Source organism: Bradyrhizobium frederickii, from assembly GCF_004570865.1.
Taxonomy (GTDB): domain Bacteria; phylum Pseudomonadota; class Alphaproteobacteria; order Rhizobiales; family Xanthobacteraceae; genus Bradyrhizobium; species Bradyrhizobium frederickii.
The window spans coordinates 69,627-88,881 of sequence record NZ_SPQS01000013.1 but is presented as its reverse complement, the minus strand read 5'-3'; the positions used below and the strand labels follow the sequence as shown (position 1 = coordinate 88,881).

Here is a 19,255-nt window from a genome sequence, read left to right as displayed (position 1 = left end):
CGCTTGCGGGAGAGGGGCGGGGTGAGGGTTCTTTCCTCTGGGGGAATCTTCGTTGTCGAGACACCCTCTCCCCAGCCCTCCCCCGCAAGCGGGGGAGGGAGGACACCTTCAGCGCGGAGGCGCCGCCGCCTGCATCGACTGCGGCAGCACGTACGGCACGCCGTCGTCATCCCGATGAACCACGGCCTCGATCTCGAAAATGTCACGGATGATCTCGCGCGTGACGATGTCTGCGCGCGAGCCGTCCGCGGCAAGCTTGCCGCCAGCCAGCACGATCAGCCGGTCGGCAAAGCGGATGGCCAGGTTGAGGTCGTGCAGGATCGCGATCACCGCCGTGCCGCTGCCGGCGCGGCGGCGCGCCGCTTCGACGAGGTCGATCTGGTGACGCAGATCGAGGCTCGAGGTCGGCTCGTCCAGCAGCAGAAGTCCCGGGCCATGCTCGGCTTCGCCGCAGGCGAGCTGCACCAGCACACGGGCAAAATGGGCGCGCTGCTGCTCGCCGCCTGACAGGGTCGGCAATTGCCGTTCGCGGAAATGCGCAAGGCCGACCTCCTCGAGGGCGGCATCGACGAGCGGGCCCGCGTCACGCGCGCTGCGACCGCCGGCGCCCATCAGCACGACCTCCTCGACGGTGAAGGGGAACGAGACGCTAATGTGCTGGGACAGCATCGCGCGGCGCGCGGCAAGCTCGCGCGGCGTGAAGCTGCCGATGTCGCGCTGCTTCAGGCGCACCTCGCCTGCGCTCGGCCGGAGATCGCCGGAGAGCAGCCGCAGCAAGGTCGATTTGCCTGCGCCGTTCGGACCGATGACGGCGACCATCTCGCCGGCCGCAACCGTCAGGCCGACGCCATCGAGCAGCGTCGCGCGGCCGGCGCGCTTGCTGAGGGATCGCGCCTCGATCACGGCACTCATAGCGAGGCGAGCCCGCGCTGCCGCAGCAGGATGAAGAGGAAGACCGGCGCGCCGACCGCCGCGGTCAGGATGCCGATCGGCATCTCCGCCGGCGCAACGATCGTGCGCGCCAGGGTGTCGGCGCCGACCATCAAGATCGCGCCGAGCAGCACCGAGGCCGGCAGCAGCAGCCGATGCGCGGGTCCGATGACGAGGCGGAGCAGATGCGGCACGACGATGCCGACGAAGCCGATGACGCCGCTGATCGATACGGCGACGCCGGTCATGGCGGAGACCATGACGATCGAGATCCGCTTCAGACGCTCGACATCGACCCCGCCGTGAAAGGCGTCGGCCTCGCCGAGCACCAGGAGATCGAGGCCGCGCGCGATGAAGGTGCAGGCGCCGAGCCCGATGACGAGGACCGGTGCGAGCAGGGCGGCTTTAGTCCAGGTCACGCCGCTCATCGAGCCCAGCATCCAGAACGTGATGTCGCGGAGCTGGCGGTCGTCGGCGACGAAGACCAGAAGCCCGATGCCGGCATTGGCGATGGCGGTGATGGCGACGCCGGCGAGCAGGAAAATCGCGATCGAGGTGCGCCCCGAACGGCTCGAGATGCCGTAGAGGATTGCGGTCGTGGCCAAGGATCCCGCGAATGCAGCGAGCGGCAGCAGCTCGGCCTGGAGGAAGCGCAGCGTCTCGCCGAAGCGCGAATCGGTGAAGACGATCGCGCTTGCGGCTGCGAGCGCGCCGCCACTGGAGACGCCGACCAGCGCAGGATCGGCGAGCGGGTTACGAAACAGTCCTTGCATGATCGCGCCGGCCGCGGCGAGCAGGCCGCCGATCATCGCGGCCGCCGCGATCCGGGGGACGCGGATCGACCATAGCACGAGCTGGTCGCGGGCGGTCATGGCCGTGCTTTCGCCTGACAGTCCGAGTGCGGCAGGCAGGCGGGAGAGGGGGATGCCGGCGGCGCCGAGCGTCAGCGCGACGATCGCGGTGACCGCGAGCACCGCGATCAGGAGCAGGATCGCTAATGATGTAGACGGCCGCCTCGCGCCGGCGTGTCGTTCCGGGCTGCGCGCTCCAGTCTCGACTGCCACGCTCATTGCCGGCAATTCGCTGCCGACAGCGCCGACGTGAATCCGTCGCCCCGTTCGGCCAACGCTGGATAGAGTCTTGTGGAAAGATCGCGGGCCGCTGCCGCCGTCCGGGGTCCGAAGCCGAGCAAATAGAGCCCGTCCATGGCGATGAAGCTCTTGTTGGCCGCGACCGGCGTCAGCGCAAACCCGGGATGGGCATAGATCGCCTCGGCCTGGACCGGGTCCTTGCCGCGTTCGATCGACAGCGCGACGTCAGGTCTTGCCGCCGCGATCGCCTCGTCGCCGATGATCTTGTAGCCGTCGAAATCGTCGATGGCATTGGCGGCGCCGGCGAGCTGGATGATCTCCTCGGCCGCAGTCTTGCGGCCGGCTACCAGCGCTCTCCCGTTCTGCAGCGACATCACGAACATCACGCGCACCGGCCTGGTCACCTTGGCACGCAGGGCGCGGAGTTGCGCAAAATCGGCGCTGACCGCGGCGCTCAGGCACGCGGCGCGCGCGTCGACGCCCATGGCGTGACCGACCAGTTTGATCTTCTCGATCAGGCCGGCCTCGGAGAAAGTGTCGGGCACCAGCACCAACGGCACCTTCGCTGTCTCCAGGATGTCCATGGTCTCGCGCGGACCCGAGCCCTGGATCGCCAGGATCAGGGTCGGATTGAGGCCCAGCACGCCCTCGGCGGAGATCTGGCGCATGTAGCCGACATTGGGTTTGTCCTGCAGCGCTGCCGCCGGATAAAGGCTCGTGGTGTCGACGCCGACCAGCCGGCTCTCGAGCCCGAGCGCATAGAGGATCTCGGTGATGGCGCCGCCGATCGAGACCGTGCGCGCGACGTCTGCAACATTGATCTCGCGATTGCGCGCGTCATGCACGGTGATGCCCGCGGCGTGCGCGGCCGGCGCGAGCGCGATTCCGCTGCAGAGCAGGAGGTTGGCGAGGATGCGACAAAATGCCATTGCAGATTACTTCGTCAGGATCAGCTTGTTCTGCGAGGTCAGCCGAAGCCGATAGCTGTCTTCGCCATGCGCAATGATGATCTCGCGGGCGGCCGCGAACAGCTCGCGGCTGTCGATCTGGCCGCCTCGCATGGTCAGGGTTCTCGTTGTCGCAGAAGAGCTTCCTGCTGCCCCCGCCGCGTCGCCGTCGTTGTCTGCGGACGTTGCTGACATGTGAAGTGTGATGCGCCTTCGAAACCTTGGAGTGCTGCTTGTTTGTATAGGCGGCACCGAGCGCATTCCAACGGCTGCAATTTACAATCGATATAAACTGCAACCTGATGTCATTGACCGTCAGGGTGTTGCCACGTAACCAATTATGGCGGTGGGGAACATGCCCGCGCGACTTGAGAAGTCAGCCAGCCAGCCGTTCGCGTTGCGAACGCACGCCAGCCAGCCAGAAGATTCCAAATTTTGAAGTGAAGTGCAGGCTGGGGCTGATATGGCTGACGGGGCTAGGTATTCGCGCGCCCTGATTTTGGGCGCGTCGGTGGTTTCATTTGCGGCAGTGATGACGGAGAGCGGTCTCGCGCAGACTGCATCGCCGCTGTCCGAAAACGCGTCTACGGAACGGCCGAAACAGGCCAAACGCAAGCCGTCAAAGCCGCAAGTCGCGCAGCAGCCAACGCCTGAAATCCTGAACGCTCGCGCCCAGGCCGGCAGCACGGCGCCGGTGCAGGTGCTCGACACCATCACGGTCGCCGCAACCAAGACCAAGGAGCGCGCGATCGATGCGCTCGCGCCGGTCAGCTCGATTTCGCTCGACCAGATCCAGGGGATCCAGCCGAACCGGCTGTCGGGCATCTTCTATGCGGTACCCGGCGTGTCGTTCCAGGAGCGCGGCGACGATCCCGCAACGGTCATCAACATCCGCGGCCTGCAGGATTTCGGCCGCGTCGCTGTCGTCGTCGATGGCGCCCGGCAGAACTACCAGCGCACCGGCCACAATGCCAACGGCTCCTTCTTCCTCGACCCTGAATTGATCGGCGGCGTCGATGTCGTGCGCGGGCCGACCGCCAACATCTACGGCTCCGGCGCGATCGGCGGCCTGGTCTCGTTCCGCACCAAGGACATCAATGACGTGCTGCGTCCCGGCGAACGCTGGGGCGTCGATCTCTCCGGTTCTTACGGGTCCAACAACAATCGTGGTCTCGGCTCGGTGTTCGGCGGCGTCCGCGCCACACCCGACGTCGATATCTTCGGCGGCGCGGTCTACCGCACGCAAGGCAACTACAAGGACGGCAACGGCACTGAGATCGGCAACACCGGCAATCAGGTCGAGAGCGGGCTGATGAAGCTCACCGTGCGGCCGGCGCTCGGTCACGAGGTCAAGTTGGGCGCTGTCTTCCAGGATTACCAATACGATATCGGTCAGTTCAATCGCGGTCCGACCACCACCCCAGCGCTGATTGCCCTGAATCGCGGCTCATCGGTCTATGCGTCCGATACCAAGAACTACACCGGCACCGTGACCTGGAATTATTCGCTCCCGAGCGACAATCTGTTCGACTGGCACATGTCGGTCTATGGCAATCGCACCGATAACGACCAGACCAAGACCTACCATTACGGCACGATGCCGTCGGCCTATTGCAACGGCGGGTTCGGCAACAACGTCTCGGGCTGCGTCGGCGACCAGCGCGGCTATGTCCTCAATACCTACGGCATCGACGTCAACAACACCACGCGCTTCAACGTGGGCGATTGGCGCAACGCCGTCACCTGGGGTATCGACGCCTTCCAGGATGACGTGATCACGACCGATAGCCGCGGCAATTCCAACATCACGACGCCGAGCGGCATCCGCACCGTGTCGGGCGGTTTCCTTCAGCTGAAGCAGAACTACAGCACCTGGTTCGAGGCGGTGAGCGCGATCCGCTATGACCGCTATGACCTCGATTCTGGCAAGACGCATGCCGGCGGCGACCGCTTCTCGCCGAAGATCACCCTCGGCGTCACGCCGGTCCCGGGCTTCCAGCCCTATGTGAGCTATGCCGAAGGCTATCGCGCTCCGTCGATCACCGAGACGGTGATCTCGGGCGCGCACGCGACCGGCGGCGGGCCGGCTCTCTTCCCCTGTCCAGGCGGCACCACCGGCCTGTTCTGCTTCCTGCCCAACGCGAACCTGCGTCCTGAGGTCGGCAGGAACAAGGAAGTCGGCTTCAACCTGAAATACGACAGCATCTTCAGTGCCAATGACTCGTTCCGTGGCAAGATCAATCTGTTCCGCAACGATGTCAGCGACTACATCGACCTCGTCGCCTCGACGCCGGTGCCGACGGGGTTCGGCTCGTCCAGCCAGTACTACCAGTACCAGAACATCGCGCAGGCCCGTATCCAGGGCTTCGAGGCGGAGACGATGTACGATGCCGGTAATTGGTTCATCGGCGTCGCCGGTCACTACATCCAGGGCAAGAACGTCGCCACCAATATCGGGCTTGCAACCATCACCCCGCGCAAGGTCGTCACGACCGGCGGTGTCCGCCTGCTCGATCGCGCCCTGATCCTGTCGGCGCAGTGGGCCTCGTTCGGGGCCAACAAGGACGTTCCCGCCGGCTATCTGCCTGCAACCGGCTACGAACTGGTCAACCTGTACCTGACCTACAATGCGACCAGGGACATCGTGTTCACGGCCTCGATCGACAATCTCCTGAACCAGTATTACCGGCCTTACGCCATTCCCGGCAGCTCGACCGACGGCACCACGCAGAACGACGTGCTGTGGTCGAGCCCGGGACCGGGCAGGGTCTACAAGGCCGGCATGAAGATCCACTTTGGAGGTGCGTAAGGGACGGCGCGTCGCAATAGCACAAACATCTCCGCCGGGCCGTGCTGATGCTCCAGCGCGGCTTCGGTGCGTTTCATTTTGATCAGAAGGAGAGACTTTCATGTTCATCGCTATGAATCGTTTCCAGGTGAAGAAGGGCGCGGAGACCGCGTTCGAGACCGTCTGGGCTACGCGCGAATCCTATCTCGGCAGCATGCCGGGCTTCGTCGAGTTTCATCTGTTGAAGGGACCGGAAGCCGAGGACCACACGCTCTATTCGTCGCACACCAGTTGGGTCGACAAGGCCGCGTTCGAGGCCTGGACGCGCTCCGAGGAGTTCCGCCGCGCCCATGCCCGTGCCGACAACAGGACCGGCGAGAGCCTGTATCTCGGTCACCCCAAGTTCGAGGGCTTCGAGGTAATCCAGAGTGAGCGCAAGGCAGCGGCGGCCTGAGGCAGTGGCGCACCAGAGGAGCCGGACATGTTGAGCACGGATCTCGCCGATCTCAGGGCCTATATGGCCGACAATCCCGGCGCGGTGATCGAGGACGTGGCGCGTGAGCGCAACGTCACCCCGCGCGCGGTGGTCGAGGCGCTGCCATCATCCATGGTGCGCATCGGTGGCGGCGAGCACTTTGCCGCCGTCATGCACGACATCGCGGAATGGGGCGAGGTCACGCTGATCGTGCACACGGATGATGCGATCTTCGAATTCACCGGCGCCATTCCTGCCGGCGAGATCGGTCGCGGCTATTTCAACCTGATGCAGCCGAAGGGCCTGCACGGCCATCTCCGCCACGAACGTTGCGCGGCAATTGCCTTCGTCGAGCGACCCTTCATGGGCAAGACCTCGGCCTTCGTCGCGTTCGTGAACGCCGACGGCGGCATCATGTTCAAGGTGTTCGTCGGCCGCGACGAGACAAGGGCGCTGCGGGCGGATCAACTGGCGCGGTTCCGCCAGCTTGCGGACCGAATCGCACCAGCGCTCTAGTTCGCTTCAACCTGTCGGGAGACCGGGATGCAGAGCAATTTTGGGCTTCGGCACGTGATCCTAACCGTCGCGCTGGCGCTCGCGCCGACCCCGGCCCTCGCGATCGACCAGGCCTTGTTGCCGCGCAACCTGTCGCCGTGGGGCATGTTCCTCGGCGCCGACGTGGTGGTGAAGACGGTGATGGTCGGGCTCGCCGTCGCCTCGCTGGTGACCTGGACGGTGTGGCTCGCCAAGACTATCGAGCTGCGCCGCAAGGGCGCGCTCGCGCGGCAGCGGACGCGCGCGCTCGAAGGTAATCTGACTCTGGCCGAGGCATCCGCGCGTGCCGGTGACGCGAACGACGCCGTCGCCCAGCTGATCCGGTCCTGCGCCAGGGAGGCCGAACTCTCCGGCGGCGTGCTCGACGACGGCCTTCAGGAACGTGTCGCGCTGCGGCTCGAACGGGTCGAGGCGGCGATGTCGCGGCAGATCGCGCGCGGCACCGGCGTGCTCGCGACCATCGGTGCCATCGCGCCCTTCGTCGGCCTGTTCGGCACGGTCTGGGGCATCATGAACTCCTTCATCGGGATTTCCGAGAGCCACACCACCAGCCTCGCAGTGGTCGCGCCTGGCATCGCGGAGGCGCTGCTCGCCACCGCGCTCGGCCTTGTCGCGGCGATCCCGGCGGTCGTGATCTACAATCATCTCGTGCGCGGCGTCGCCAATTATCGGGCCCTGCTCGGCGACGCCTCGGCTCAGCTCATGCTGCTGGTCAGCCGCCAACGCGACCAAAGGGAATTCCGATTGGCGCGGGCGGCGGAGTAGAGCCATGGCCGCGAAGCTCGGTACGCACTCCGGATCGCCGCGCAAGCGCGGCGACCTTGACGATCTCGACGTCACCCATGAGATCAACGTCACGCCGTTCATCGACGTGATGCTGGTGCTCCTCATCATCTTCATGGTGGCCGCTCCGCTTGCCACCGTCGACATCGGGGTCGATCTGCCGGCCACCGCGGCCGAGCCGGCGCCGCGACCGGACAAGCCGGTCTTCGTCACCGTCAAGCCGGACCTGTCCGTCGCGGTCGGCGAGGATGTCGTCGCCCGCGAGGCGCTCAGCACCTCGCTCGATGCCGCCACCAAAGGCCGCAAGGACGAGCGCATCTATCTGCGCGCCGACAAGGCCGTCTCCTATGGCGACCTGATGGAGGTGATGAACGCCTTGCGCAATGCCGGCTATCTCAAGGTCGCGCTGGTCGGCCTCGACGGACGCAGCTGATGGCCGCGAACGCCTTTGCTCTGCACGAGCCGCTCGGCGAGCGTGAAACGGCGCGCTGGAGCCTCTCGGCGGCCGCGATCGTGATGTTGCATGTGGCTGCCGTGCTGCTTGCGATGAATTGGCAGAGGTCGCAACCGGAGCAGGGCGTCAGCCTGCCGGCGATCATGGTCGATATGGCGCCGCTGACCTCGGCGCCGCAATCGACGCAGGATGACGTCGCACCAGGGCCGGTGATGCAGGAAGCCGACGCATCGCCGCCGGAGCCAGTGCAGCAGCAGACCGTCGAGGAGACCATCGCGCCGACGCCGCCGCAGGACAAGCCTGATGTCGTGGCCCCGCCGGAGCAGAAGTTGGAGCCGACGCCGGCCAGGCCGGAGCCTGCGAAGATCGTACCGCTCGAAAAACCCGCGCCCGCAAAGCCCAAGGTGGTTCGCCGCGAAGCCAGGAAGCCGTCGGAGGCGACGCCCGCGCCGCGCACCAGCGCACCGCCGCGCGCCGAGCGTGAGGCGCCGATGGCGTCGGCCCAGAGCGCCGGCGCGCTGGCCTCGGTGATCGCATCCTACAATCAACGAGTCCGCGCCCACCTGATGCGCTTTCACTCCTATCCTGCCGGCGGCGGCGGCCAGCGCGGCGTCGCCAGGCTGAGCTTCACCGTTAGCCGCAGCGGGCAGGTCACGTCCAGCCGCCTTGCCGGCTCATCCGGCGTCGCTGCCTTCGACACCCAGGCCATGGCGATGGTCCGCCAGGCCTCGCCGTTTCCGCCGGTGCCGGACGAGATCAAGAACGGTGCCATGAGCTTTACGATTCCGGTGGAGTTTACGGTGAGGTGAGGATGCTCGCTCACACCCATTCACGGTCTGACGTGTAAAGGGTGCGAGGGGTTGTCTCCGCGACCTCATTGAGAGTGTAGGACTGAAGTTCTGTCCCCGTCATTGCGAGCGCAGCGAAGCAATCCAGACTGTCTCCGCGGAAAGATTCTGGATTGCTTCGCTGCGCTCACAACGACGGGGGATGAGGCCCAGCCCTCTCCCCGCAGGTGGGGAGAGGGAGAGGAGAGACCTCGTCCTACTTCGCCTTCAGGAAGTCCGCGACTTCGAGCAGCACGAACTCGTTGTCGTCGGCCTTGTTGGGATCGCGGCTGGAGGAGAACGGCAGGTTGTTGTCGTTGCCGACGATGATGTGGCTGTCGTCGACGCGATCGACGTTCTCGATGGTGAAGAACGGGAAGGTGTAAACGCCATCGTTGAGCGGCTTCCGCGCCTTCTTGTCGGGATCCTTGATCTTCATAAGGTCGATATAGCCGATCTTGCGCACGGGCTTGCCGACATTGGCGTCGGTGAGCTCGATCTTGTAGACGCGCTTGAACTTGGCGAGATCTGGGAAGCAGTTCTCGCCGCGGGTGCCTTGCGGACAGGCCTTGTCGGCCGTGCCTTCGCCGTTGTCGCGCTCGATGATGAGGCCGGAGGCCTGATCGATCATGTTGAAGTCGCCGATCGCGTTGCCGTTCTGCTCGAACACATACTGCCAGGAGCGACCGGTGAACTTCTCCGCGGCGACGTCGAATTCGAGAATGCGGGCGGCTTCCTTGCCGTCGACCTTTTCCCAGTCCTTCTTCTCGGCATCCCACAGCGGTCCCTCGAGCAGGCCATAGAGGAATTTGCCGTCTTTCGACGAGGCGAAGCCCTCATAGCCCTTGGAGCGGCGGAGGTTGACGTTGGTGTAGGTCGCACCCGGCGCACCCGGCGTCGCGACGGCCCAATTGTCCGGCGAGCGCACCGGCTTGCCGTCGGCAACCGTGTCGAACACGCCGAGGATCTTGCCCGACTTGTCAGCCTTCAGGATATAGGGGCCGAACTCGTCGCCGATCCAGAAGGTGTCGCCGACGATCTGGAAGCCTTCGGTGTCGAAATCGGAGCCGGTGAGATAGCGCTTCTGGGTATCCTCATGCACGATGCGGAAGGGCACCTTCTTGTCGGGGTCGTGCAGGAAGATGGTCTCCTGTCGCTCGATCTTGCCGCTGGCCCAATCCATCTTGTAACGGTTCAAATACAGCATCGAGTCCGGCGAGTTGGCGCGCGCGCCCATGCCGTTGTCGGTGATGACCCAGAAGCTGCCGTCGGGCATGGTCTTGATGCCCGAATGCCCTGGAGCGGCTGGCCCTTGAACGGCAGCGACACGCCGGTGGGACGCTCGTAGGACTTGCCCATCACGGTGCCAAGCGCGTCGACCCGCTTGCCGGTGGTATATTTGCCTGGGGTCTTGAGATCGGCGGGGGCGTCAGCCGGCGCGTCGATGAACGACTCGGCCGGCATCACCACGTGGCCGGCGAGCTTGGCCGGGAATTCACCTTCGCTCTGCGCTCGCGGTGAGAACGATCGTTGCGACGGTGCTGAGAAAAGTCGCGCGCATGTGCGTCGCCTGTTGGCGGACGCACGCCTTATGCGGACGGCACGTTGCAGTTTTGTGAAGCCGGGCCAAACGCCGCAGGCCCGGTTATTGCTTGGCGGCGAGGAGATCGGAATTGGGTTCGGTGACGCCTGATCCGATCTCGTTGCGCTTCAGGCAATCTTGCGCGCGAGGAAATCGCGGATCAGGGGCGTTACCTCGTCGAACCTGTCCTCGAGCAGGAAGTGGCCGGAATTGATGAGATGAAACTCCACCTGGGGAAGGTCGCGCTTGTAAGGATGGGCGCCGTCGGCCGGAAAGATGAAATCATTCTTGCCCCACACGATCAGCGTCGGCGGCTTGTGCTTGCGGAAGTAGGCCTGCACTGCCGGGTATAGCGGCAGATTGGTCCGGTAGTCGTAGAACATGTCCAGTTGGATTTCGTTGTTGCCGGGCCGGTCCAGCAGCGCCTGGTCATGGACCCAGTTGTCGGGCGAGATGCGGCTCACGTCGGACATGCCGTCGGTGTACTGGAATTTGGTCGTCTCCAGGGTCAGCAGCTTCATCAGCGCCTGACGGCTGGTGTCTGACCCGTCGGCCCAGTATTGCTTGATCGGATTCCAGAACTCCTTCAGTCCTTCGTCGTAGGCGTTGCCGTTCTGAACGATGAGGCCGCTGATGCGCTCGGGATGTTTGAGCGCCAGCCGCCAGCCGACGGGCGCGCCGTAGTCCATGACGTACATCGCGTAGCGCTTGACGCCAAGCTGGTCGAGCAATCCGTCGACGAGCTCGCCGAAGCGATCGAACGTATACTTGAATGTCGCGCGCGGCGGCATGTCGCTCTGTCCGTAGCCCGGGTAGTCGGGAGCGATCACGTGGTACCGGTCGGCCAGCGCCGGAATCAGGTTGCGGAACATGTGCGACGACGTCGGAAAGCCGTGCAGCAGCAGCACCACGGGTGCATCCTTCGGCCCTGCCTCCCTGTAGAAGATCTTGATCCCGTCGACGGTCCTGGTCCGATGGTACGTGACTGGATAGCCCGCGGCTCCGGCGTGATCGCGTTGCGGCTTCGCCGCGGCAGCCGGCGCAGCCGCGGCAACGGCAATTCCGGTCAAGCCAAGGACGAGGTGTCGGCGATCAAGGCCGGCTGATGGGCGTGTGATGTTCTCGGTACTCATGTCGATCTCCCAGTCAAAATCGGTGATGATTGTATTCGTCGGTACCCGCAGGCCCGGGGCAGCATTCTGCGATGACGTCGTCAAAGCGGCCGGTGGACTTGTGCTCGGCGGCTTATGGCTGGTGCGCCGGAGGATGCCGAAGGCAGATCCGAATCCACGCTGTCTTCGCGCGTGAGGCCGAAATGCCGGAATTGCGAGCAGCCGAATGATGTCCGGCGTTCGTCGAATGATCGTTTTCCAGGCACCTTCCAGCCGTCCATTCCAATGTCCGCAGCGGGCTTCGGGTAACCGATTGCGACCGGCGGGATCAGTCCATAAGATCGAGAAGCAACTTCTCAGGTTACGGAAAGACGCGTCTGATGGACCGGCTGGAGGCGATGTCGGTGATCATCGCCGTCAATGAAACAGGAAGCTTCTCGGCAGCCTCCCGGCGCCTCAGAATGCCGGTCGCAACGGTCAGCCGGACGGTTGCCGAGCTTGAGGCGCGGCTGAACGCCCAGCTGTTTCAGAGGTCGTCGCGCCAGATGACGCTGACCGATGCGGGACGATCCTATATCGAGGCCTGCAAGCGGATCATCGAGCAGGTGGACGATGCCGAGAGGGAGGTCTCCGGCGAGTACAGAAGTCCGAGGGGGGATCTCGCGGTCACGGCGCCGTGGGGACTGGGCCACATGCACCTTCTGCCGATCGCGCTCGAGTTCAGGGAAGCTTATCCCGAGATCGGGCTGCGGCTCGTCCTTACCGATCGCATCGTCAACACCGTCCACGAGAATATCGACGTGTCGATTCGAATCGGCAGTCTGCCGGACAGCAACCTGATCGCGACCCGGGTCGGCTCGGTCCGGTTCGTGCTCTGCGCCAGTCCCGGATACCTCGCGAAGCGGGGGCACCCGAGCGAGCCCGCCGATCTCGCGTCGCACGATTGCATCGGCGTCGACAGCCATGCGGCGCAGAAGAGCTGGAAGTTCGTCAAGGACGGCAACGAAGTCACGGTGTCGATACGGTCGAGATTGACGGTGAGCGACTCGGAAGCGGCGGTCGAAGCTGCCGTCGCAGGTGCCGGCGTCACGCGCGTGATGTCCTACAAGATGGAGGCTGCGCGACGTTCCGGCCAGCTCGTCCTCATGCTGGAGGAATTCGAGCAGGCGCCCTGGCCCGTGCATATCGTCTACGCGGAGCGAAAGCCCGCTCCGCTCAAGCTCCGCGCCTTTCTAGATTGGGCCACGCCGCGCCTCAAGGCGCGGCTGGCCTAGTTATTCCTTCACCGCGCCGGTCAGCGACGAGACGTAGTAATCCACGAATAGCGAGTAGAATACCGCAACCGGCAGCGAGCCGAGCAGCGATCCCGCCATCAGCGCGCCCCACTGATAGACGTCGCCAGTGACGAGCTCGGTCAGGATCGCGACGGGCACGGTCTTGTTGGCGCCGCTCTGGATGAAGGCGAGCGCATAGATGAACTCGTTCCAGGACAGCGTGAAGGAGAAGATGCCGGCCGAGATAAGCCCGGGCACCGCGAGCGGCAGCGTGATCCGGCGCAGGATCTGCAGCCGCGTCGCGCCGTCGACCAGCGCGCATTCCTCGAGCTCGTAGGGGATCGATTTGAAATAGCCGATCAGGAGCCAGGTGCAGAACGGCACCAGGAAGGTCGGATAGACCAGGATCAGCGCAAGAGGACTGTCGAACAGGCCGAATTGCACCACGACGGTGGCGAGCGGAATGAACAGGATCGACGGCGGCACCAGATAAGCGAGATAGATCCCAAGCCCGACATAGGGGCTGCCGCGGAAGCGCAGGCGTTCGATGGCATAGGCGGCGAGCGTCGATGCGATCAATGACAGCGTGGTCGAGCCGATCGCGACCAGCATCGTCGTCTTCAACCAGCGCGGATAGGCTGTGTCGAACAAAAGATGCTTGATGTGGGCGAGCGTCGGCGAGGAGATCCAGAACGGATTGTGCGCCTTGTAGTTCATCAGCTCCGCGTTCGGCTTGAACGAAGTGATCGCCATCCAGTAGAACGGGAACAGCAGGATCAGCACGAAGCAGCCGAGCGGCAAATAGATCATCATCAGCCGCCGCAGGCCGGAATCCCAGGCCATGGTGTCGGGCGCGGCTTTGGCGTTAGCGACGCCGGTTTGCGCGACGGTATCAGTCATTGCCCTCTCCCTGCTGCCATTTGCGGCGCGCCAAGCCGAAATAGGAGAACAGCGTCGCGAACACCAGGAACGGGATCATCGACACCGCGATCGCCGCACCTTCGCCGAGCTCGCCGCCGGCGATGCCGCGCTGGAAGGCCAGCGTCGCCAGCAGATGCGTCGAGTTGCCGGGCCCGCCGCGGGTGATGGCGTAGACCAGCTGGAAGTCGGTGAAAGTGAAGATGATGGAGAAGGTCATGACGATGGCGAGGATCGGCATCATCATCGGGAAGGTGATGTAGCGGAAGCGCTGCCAGGCGCTGGCCCCGTCGAGCATCGCGGCCTCGTAGAGCGAAGGCGAAATGGTCTGCAGCCCCGCCAGCAGCGAGATCGCGACGAAGGGAATGCCGCGCCAGATGTTGGCGGCGATCAGCGAGAAGCGCGCCGGCCAGGGCGAGCCGAGGAAGTCGATATTGCTCGACCGCCAGTGCAGCACGTCGACGAGCAGGTAGGAGATGATCGAGAATTGCGGATCGTAGATCCACCAGAACGCCAGCGCCGACAGCACCGTCGGCACGATCCATGGCAGCAGGATGATCGCGCGCAAGAGGCTCTTGAACGGAAAATGGTTGTTGAGCAGCAGCGCGAGCCAGAAGCCGAGTGCGAACTTCCCGAACGTCGCGATCCCCGTATAGACCACGCTGTAGAACACGGCATTCCACCACAGCGGATCGGTGAGCAGATACTGGAAGTTTTCGAGGCCGACATAGACACCGCGTCGGCCGATCGTGGTGTCGGTGAAGGCGAGCCAGATACCGAGGCCGAGCGGATAGGTCAGGAACACCGTGAGCAGCCCGATCGCGGGCGCAAGGCACATCACGATCAGGAACGGCTTGTAGTCGAACAGCCGGACTAGCCAGTTCGGCTGCCGCTGCGTCAGGGCGGAGGAGGAAAGCGTCGTCACGGACATCAGGTCGTTATCCCGTCTGTGTAAGTCACGCCACCGTCATTGCGAGGAGCTCGCGACAAAATGCGTAGCAATTTGGCGCTGTAGCGACGAAGCAATCCAGGGCTGTAGCCGCGGCGACGGACTGGATTGCTTTGCTTCGCTCGCAATGCGGCCGCTACTTCTGCCGCCGAAAGTACCGCTTGCAGCGCTGTTCGGCTTCCGCGGCCGCGACCTCCGGGGTGGCCGCGCCGGTCGCAACCGCCGAGAACATCTGAATCAGCACGTAGTCGGCGCTGACTGCACCCGTCGCCGTGGAGATCGGGCCCTTGTAGCCGTCATAATATGTGCTCTTCATCGTGTCCTTGAAGATCGAGACCTTGGGGTCGCCTTTCCAGACGGCTGAGTCGGCATAGGCGGCGAGCGGCTGCGACCAATAGCCGGAATTGGCATTGAGCCAGGGCTCGTACTGATCGTTCTCCAGCATGAATTGCAGGAAGGCCTTCGCCGCGTTGGGGTACTGGCTGTGCTTGAATACCATCGCGTTCAGCGTCAGGCCTGCCATCGGGGAGACCTTGGCCACGCCCTTCGGCAGCAGCTGATGCTCGCTGTCGTCGGCGATCGCCTTGGTCGCCGGATCGTTCTTCAGCGAGAAGTACAGCGAAACGCCATTGGCCGTCAGCGAGATCTCCTGCGAGGAATAGGCCCGATTGTTGCTGACGTCGTTCCATGACGTCGTGCCGGCGATGAAGGTCGGGTAGAGCTGCTTGACCCAGTTCAGCGCCGCAATGGTCTCCTTGCTGTTGATGACGACGTTGCCTTCCTCGTCGAGCAGGGCGCCGTTGTGCGACCATAGCGCCCAGTTTGCGAAGCCGTTGCCGTCGCCCTTGGCGTTGCCGAGCGCGAAGCCGGCCGGCTTGCCGGCCTTGTGCAGCTTCTGGCAAAGATCGACGATTCCGGCATGATCCTCCGGTACCTTGTCGAAGCCGACCGACTGCAGGATCGACTTGCGGTAGATCAGGGGCCCGGCGGTGGCGCCGAATGGTAACCCAATCCAGGCGTCGCTCTTGTTCTTCTTGCCGTAGCGCTGCGCCAGCGGCAGCCAGCCGCCATAGCGCTTGCCGAGGTAGTCGGCGACGTCGGTCAGCTCGATCAGCTTGTCGATGTAGATGTGGGGGGCATCGGAGAAGCCGATGATGATGTCGGGGCCGGCGCCGGAATTCGACGTCACCGCGGTCTGCTGGTTGATGTCCTCCCAGCCGACGAAGTCGACCTTGACCTCGACGCCGGTTTCCTTGGTGAACTTCGCCGCATTGGCGCGGAACACATCCTCGTCGGCCTGGACGAAACGCACCGGGCGCAGCATGCGCAAGGATGCGCCCTTCTCGATCTCGCGCTTGGGTGCCGGAACGTCGGCAGCCTTGATCGTGGATGTTTGCGCTGCAGCACCGGTGGCGGCGAAGGTTGCAGCGGATAGGCCCAGCGCCAAGGCATCACGACGGGTGATGTCGCTCCTCATCAGTACCTCCCTATATGTTTTCCCTTCCCGGCGTTGACCGCCGGTGAAGGGTCGTTTCGGCTGTCGGCGCGTTCTACGCCGCCCGCCTAGCTGTTCGGTCCCCGGTCCATGCTGACGGGTTGCCAGCGACGGAGCGTGGTGTTCTGCAGCACCGACGGATTGACACAGCTTACCGGCCACATGCCCTGCAGCACCAGTGACAATTCGTAGCCCACCCGGCGCTTGCGCGCCTCGTCAAACCGTGCCGAGGCCGAGGCGACGTGGGCGGTCAGGGTCACGTTTTCCATGCCGAGCAGGGGATTGTTGTGCGAGGGCGGTTCCTTCTCCAGCACGTCGAGCGCGGCGTGCGCGATCCAGCCCTCCTGCAGCGCCTTGATCAGGCTTTCCTCGTCCACGGTGGCGCCGCGCCCGGTGTTGATGAAGATCGAGCCTTTCTTCATCTGCCGGAAGTGCTTCTCGGTCAGCATGTGATGCACCTCGGGCCGTGCCGGAGCATGCATCGAGACGAAGTCGGATTGCGACAGCACCTCGTTCAACGTGGCGGGGATCACGCCGTGGTCGTACATCAGCGTTTCCTGGATGAAGGGATCGTAGGCCATCATGCGCAGGCCGAACGGCGCCGCGCGCTTCGCGACTGCACGCGCGACGCGCCCGAACGAGACGAAGCCGAGCGTCTGGCCCATCAGGCGCGGGATCTTGAGCAGCGCCGGCCGGCCTTCGGCCCAGCGGCCGTCGCGCACCATGCGGTCCTGCTCGACCAGGCGGCGGAAGCCGGCTAGCAGCAGCATCATGGCGTGGTCGGCGACCTCCTCGATGAAGGTGTCGGGAATGTTGGTCACCGGGATTCCACGGGCGGTGGCGGCCTTGACGTCGACGCTGTCGACGCCGACCGAGCCGAGCGTGATGACCTTGCAGCTCTGCAGGCTGTCGATGATCGACTTGGTGATGGGGATGCCCTTGGCATAGATCGCGTCGGCATTCTTCGCGGCAGCGATGAACCCGGCTTCGTCGGCGGGCGCCTCGACGATCTCGGCATCGATCGGATCGAGCGCCTCGCGCTCGTAGGAATAATCGCTGCCCGCGACGGTGAAGCTCGCACCCTTCGGCGTCACCACCCTGTATTTCGGCATGTCCTGCTCCCGATTTGGTTTCTTGTTGCGACCCGCCTTCGGGCGAGCCTTTGCGTCTTTTACGCGAAATCGCAGCTTGCGCGTACAATTCCAGGTTGTTGATGGTGAGGTATGTTGCCAGTTTTCGACGTTCGGTCCGGGCTTCTACGGAGCTCCGTAAGTAACTTGCTAAGGGCTTCCCCCTAAAGCTTGATTCGATTTCGAGCGATCTCGTCGCGTGCCCGTATCCTTTATTGCCGGAGCCATCCCGTGAAATTGAGCAATCTGAAGATCGCCCCGAAGCTCGGAATTCTCGTTGGCGTCACGCTGTTGGGTCTTTGCATCTCCGGCGTCCTCGCCGGCTACCTGATGAAGCAGGAGATGGTGACCGCACGCATCGACCAAGCCAAGGCGATTGTGGAGATGGCGCGCAACTACGCTGCCGCGCTCAAGAAGCGTGTCGACGCCGGCGAGATGACGAAGGACGCGGCGATGGCCGAGCTTCGACGCTACGGCAACGCGATGACCTATGACAACGGCGCCGGCTACCTGTTCGGCACCTCATACGACGGCATCACCCAGCTCGCACCCGATCCGAAGGTGATCGGCGCGAACCGCATGGACGTCATGACCAACGGCCGCAAGCTGTCCCTCGAGCTGATGGACGGCGTCAAGGCCAACGGGTCGATCCTGCTGCATTATGAATATATGAAGCCCGGTCAGGAGAAGCCGATCCGCAAGATCGGTTACGCGGTCGCGGTGCCCGGTCTCGACATGTATCTCGGCACCGGCGCCTATCTCGACGACATCGATGCCAAGATGGGGCCGGTCTACTGGATGCTCGGCATTGCAATGCTCGGCATCGTCATCGTTGCCGGCGGCGTCGCCTGGCTGATCGGTCGCGGTATCAGCCGCCCGCTGGCACTGCTCGGCGCCCGCATGAAGGACCTCGCCGACGGCAAGCTCGAGGGCGACATTCCGGGCGTAGGCCGCGGCGACGAGGTCGGCGCGATGGCCTCGACCGTGCAGATCTTCAAGGACAACGCGGTTCGCATCCGTGCCCTTGAGAAGACCGAGGCCGATGCCCAGGAGCGCGCCGCTGTGGAACGTCGCAGCGCGATGGAAGAGATCGCCAACGACTTCGAACGCAGCGTCAACGGCATCGTCCGCTCGGTCTCCTCGGCTGCGGCCGGCATGCAGACGACGGCGCAGTCGATGACCGCGACTGCCAGCGACGCCTCCTCGCGTGCGGCAACGGTCGGCGCCGCCTCGCAAAAGGCCTCCGGCAATGTCGGCACGGTCGCGGCCGCCGCCGAAGAGCTGTCGAGCTCGGTTGCGGAGATCTCGCGCCAGGTGACGCGCTCGACCGAGGTTGCGAGCCGCGCCGTCAGCGACGCCGAGCGCACCAACGCTACGGTGCAGGAGCTCTCCACCGGCGCCGAGAAGATCGGCGAGGTGGTCAAGCTCATTCACTCGATCGCGGCGCAGACCAACCTGCTCGCGCTCAATGCCACCATCGAGGCGGCACGCGCCGGCGAGTCCGGCCGCGGCTTCGCCGTGGTCGCCTCCGAGGTCAAGGCGCTCGCCAACCAGACCGCCAAGGCCACCGAGGAAATCTCGGCCCAGGTTGCGGCGATGCAGACCTCGACCAGCGATGCGGTGGCGGCGATCGGCGGCATCACGCAGACGATCGCGGAGATGAGCGAGATCACCGCGGGCATTTCCGCTTCGATCGAGCAGCAGGGCGAGGCCACCCGCGAGATCGCCCGCAACATCCAGTCGGTCGCGGCCGGATCGAGCGAGATCAACGCCCATATCGGCAGCGTCACCTCGGCCGCGGAAGCGACCGGCACGGCGGCAGGCGACGTGCTCACCAATGCCCGCGAGCTGGACACCCAGTCCGGCGCGCTGCGCAGCGCGGTGGACGGCTTCCTCGCCAAGGTGCGCGCGGCGTAAATTTCTTGCTCTGAATTCGTAGGGTGGG

Annotated in this window: 17 protein-coding genes and 1 pseudogene; 8 read left to right on the top strand and 10 right to left on the bottom strand. The window is 64.5% G+C overall.

All coding sequences use genetic code 11. From position 1 onward, the window contains the following. Positions 1 to 108: 108 nt before the first annotated feature. The 4 genes from E4K64_RS22830 to E4K64_RS41225 are packed head-to-tail and all read right to left on the bottom strand — an operon-like array spanning position 109 to position 3,163. Complete coding sequence (locus tag E4K64_RS22830) at positions 109 to 912, bottom strand: heme ABC transporter ATP-binding protein (RefSeq protein WP_135165529.1); 804 nt, start codon at positions 910 to 912, stop codon at positions 109 to 111. Next, positions 909 to 2,000, bottom strand: a complete 1,092-nt coding sequence (locus E4K64_RS22825) for a FecCD family ABC transporter permease (RefSeq protein ID WP_135165528.1) — start codon at positions 1,998 to 2,000, stop codon at positions 909 to 911. The genes E4K64_RS22830 and E4K64_RS22825 overlap by 4 nt, the downstream gene beginning before the upstream one ends. Beyond that, positions 1,997 to 2,950: a heme/hemin ABC transporter substrate-binding protein gene (locus tag E4K64_RS22820; protein ID WP_135165527.1), complete on the bottom strand. Its 954-nt coding sequence runs from the start codon at positions 2,948 to 2,950 to the stop codon at positions 1,997 to 1,999. Before E4K64_RS22820 ends, E4K64_RS22825 begins: the two co-directional genes overlap by 4 nt. Positions 2,951 to 2,956: 6 nt before the next feature. Beyond that, positions 2,957 to 3,163: a hemin uptake protein HemP gene (locus E4K64_RS41225; protein ID WP_164718750.1), complete on the bottom strand. Its 207-nt coding sequence runs from the start codon at positions 3,161 to 3,163 to the stop codon at positions 2,957 to 2,959. 268 nt (positions 3,164 to 3,431) lie between these two features. On the opposite strand from E4K64_RS41225, the gene E4K64_RS22810 reads away from it, so the two are divergent. From E4K64_RS22810 to E4K64_RS22785, 6 genes are all read left to right on the top strand, one after another. After that, positions 3,432 to 5,777 (top strand): TonB-dependent hemoglobin/transferrin/lactoferrin family receptor, encoded by a 2,346-nt coding sequence (locus tag E4K64_RS22810; protein ID WP_209311983.1) that lies wholly within the window; start codon positions 3,432 to 3,434, stop codon positions 5,775 to 5,777. Between the two features lie 100 nt (positions 5,778 to 5,877). Continuing rightward, positions 5,878 to 6,210 carry a heme-degrading protein HmuQ gene (gene hmuQ, locus E4K64_RS22805; protein WP_027573166.1) on the top strand — a complete coding sequence of 111 codons (333 nt, stop codon included), beginning with the start codon at positions 5,878 to 5,880 and terminating at the stop codon, positions 6,208 to 6,210. A 27-nt stretch (positions 6,211 to 6,237) separates the two neighbouring features. Beyond that, complete coding sequence (gene hutX, locus E4K64_RS22800) at positions 6,238 to 6,747, top strand: heme utilization cystosolic carrier protein HutX (RefSeq protein ID WP_135165525.1); 510 nt, start codon at positions 6,238 to 6,240, stop codon at positions 6,745 to 6,747. Positions 6,748 to 6,774: 27 nt separating this feature from the next. Continuing rightward, the gene (gene exbB / locus E4K64_RS22795; RefSeq protein WP_135165524.1) at positions 6,775 to 7,551 is read left to right on the top strand and encodes a tonB-system energizer ExbB; all 777 of its coding nucleotides are present in this window, start codon (positions 6,775 to 6,777) and stop codon (positions 7,549 to 7,551) included. Positions 7,552 to 7,555: 4 nt separating this feature from the next. Then, positions 7,556 to 8,002: a TonB system transport protein ExbD gene (gene exbD / locus E4K64_RS22790; protein ID WP_126258838.1), complete on the top strand. Its 447-nt coding sequence runs from the start codon at positions 7,556 to 7,558 to the stop codon at positions 8,000 to 8,002. Beyond that, entirely contained in the window at positions 8,002 to 8,832 is an 831-nt protein-coding gene (locus tag E4K64_RS22785) for a TonB family protein (RefSeq protein ID WP_135165523.1), read from the top strand. Before exbD ends, E4K64_RS22785 begins: the two co-directional genes overlap by 1 nt. A gap of 235 nt (positions 8,833 to 9,067) precedes the next feature. Here E4K64_RS22785 and E4K64_RS22780 read toward each other — a convergent pair. After that, positions 9,068 to 10,411, bottom strand: a pseudogene (locus E4K64_RS22780) (esterase-like activity of phytase family protein). 149 nt (positions 10,412 to 10,560) lie between these two features. Then, the gene (locus tag E4K64_RS22775; RefSeq protein WP_135165629.1) at positions 10,561 to 11,565 is read right to left on the bottom strand and encodes an alpha/beta fold hydrolase; all 1,005 of its coding nucleotides are present in this window, start codon (positions 11,563 to 11,565) and stop codon (positions 10,561 to 10,563) included. A 359-nt stretch (positions 11,566 to 11,924) separates the two neighbouring features. Between E4K64_RS22775 and E4K64_RS22770 the strand changes: the two genes are divergently transcribed. Next, a complete protein-coding gene (locus tag E4K64_RS22770) occupies positions 11,925 to 12,818 on the top strand; it encodes a LysR family transcriptional regulator (protein ID WP_135165522.1) in 894 nt (297 codons plus the stop codon). Here E4K64_RS22770 and E4K64_RS22765 read toward each other — a convergent pair whose 3' ends face one another. The 4 genes from E4K64_RS22765 to E4K64_RS22750 all read right to left on the bottom strand — a co-directional run bounded on the left by E4K64_RS22765 (position 12,819) and on the right by E4K64_RS22750 (position 17,292). Continuing rightward, positions 12,819 to 13,718 carry a carbohydrate ABC transporter permease gene (locus E4K64_RS22765; protein ID WP_135165521.1) on the bottom strand — a complete coding sequence of 300 codons (900 nt, stop codon included), beginning with the start codon at positions 13,716 to 13,718 and terminating at the stop codon, positions 12,819 to 12,821. It abuts the gene before it with no gap. Further along, on the bottom strand, positions 13,711 to 14,667 hold the full coding sequence (locus E4K64_RS22760) for a carbohydrate ABC transporter permease (protein WP_135165520.1): 957 nt from the start codon (positions 14,665 to 14,667) through the stop codon (positions 13,711 to 13,713). The genes E4K64_RS22765 and E4K64_RS22760 overlap by 8 nt, the downstream gene beginning before the upstream one ends. A 154-nt stretch (positions 14,668 to 14,821) precedes the next feature. Continuing rightward, the gene (locus tag E4K64_RS22755; RefSeq protein ID WP_135165519.1) at positions 14,822 to 16,162 is read right to left on the bottom strand and encodes an ABC transporter substrate-binding protein; all 1,341 of its coding nucleotides are present in this window, start codon (positions 16,160 to 16,162) and stop codon (positions 14,822 to 14,824) included. 86 nt (positions 16,163 to 16,248) lie between these two features. Next, positions 16,249 to 17,292: a C-terminal binding protein gene (locus E4K64_RS22750; RefSeq protein WP_167772202.1), complete on the bottom strand. Its 1,044-nt coding sequence runs from the start codon at positions 17,290 to 17,292 to the stop codon at positions 16,249 to 16,251. 249 nt (positions 17,293 to 17,541) lie between these two features. Here E4K64_RS22750 and E4K64_RS22745 point away from each other — a divergent pair, with 249 nt between their 5' ends. After that, positions 17,542 to 19,227, top strand: a complete 1,686-nt coding sequence (locus E4K64_RS22745) for a methyl-accepting chemotaxis protein (RefSeq protein WP_135165517.1) — start codon at positions 17,542 to 17,544, stop codon at positions 19,225 to 19,227. The last annotated feature ends 28 nt before the right edge of the window (positions 19,228 to 19,255 follow it).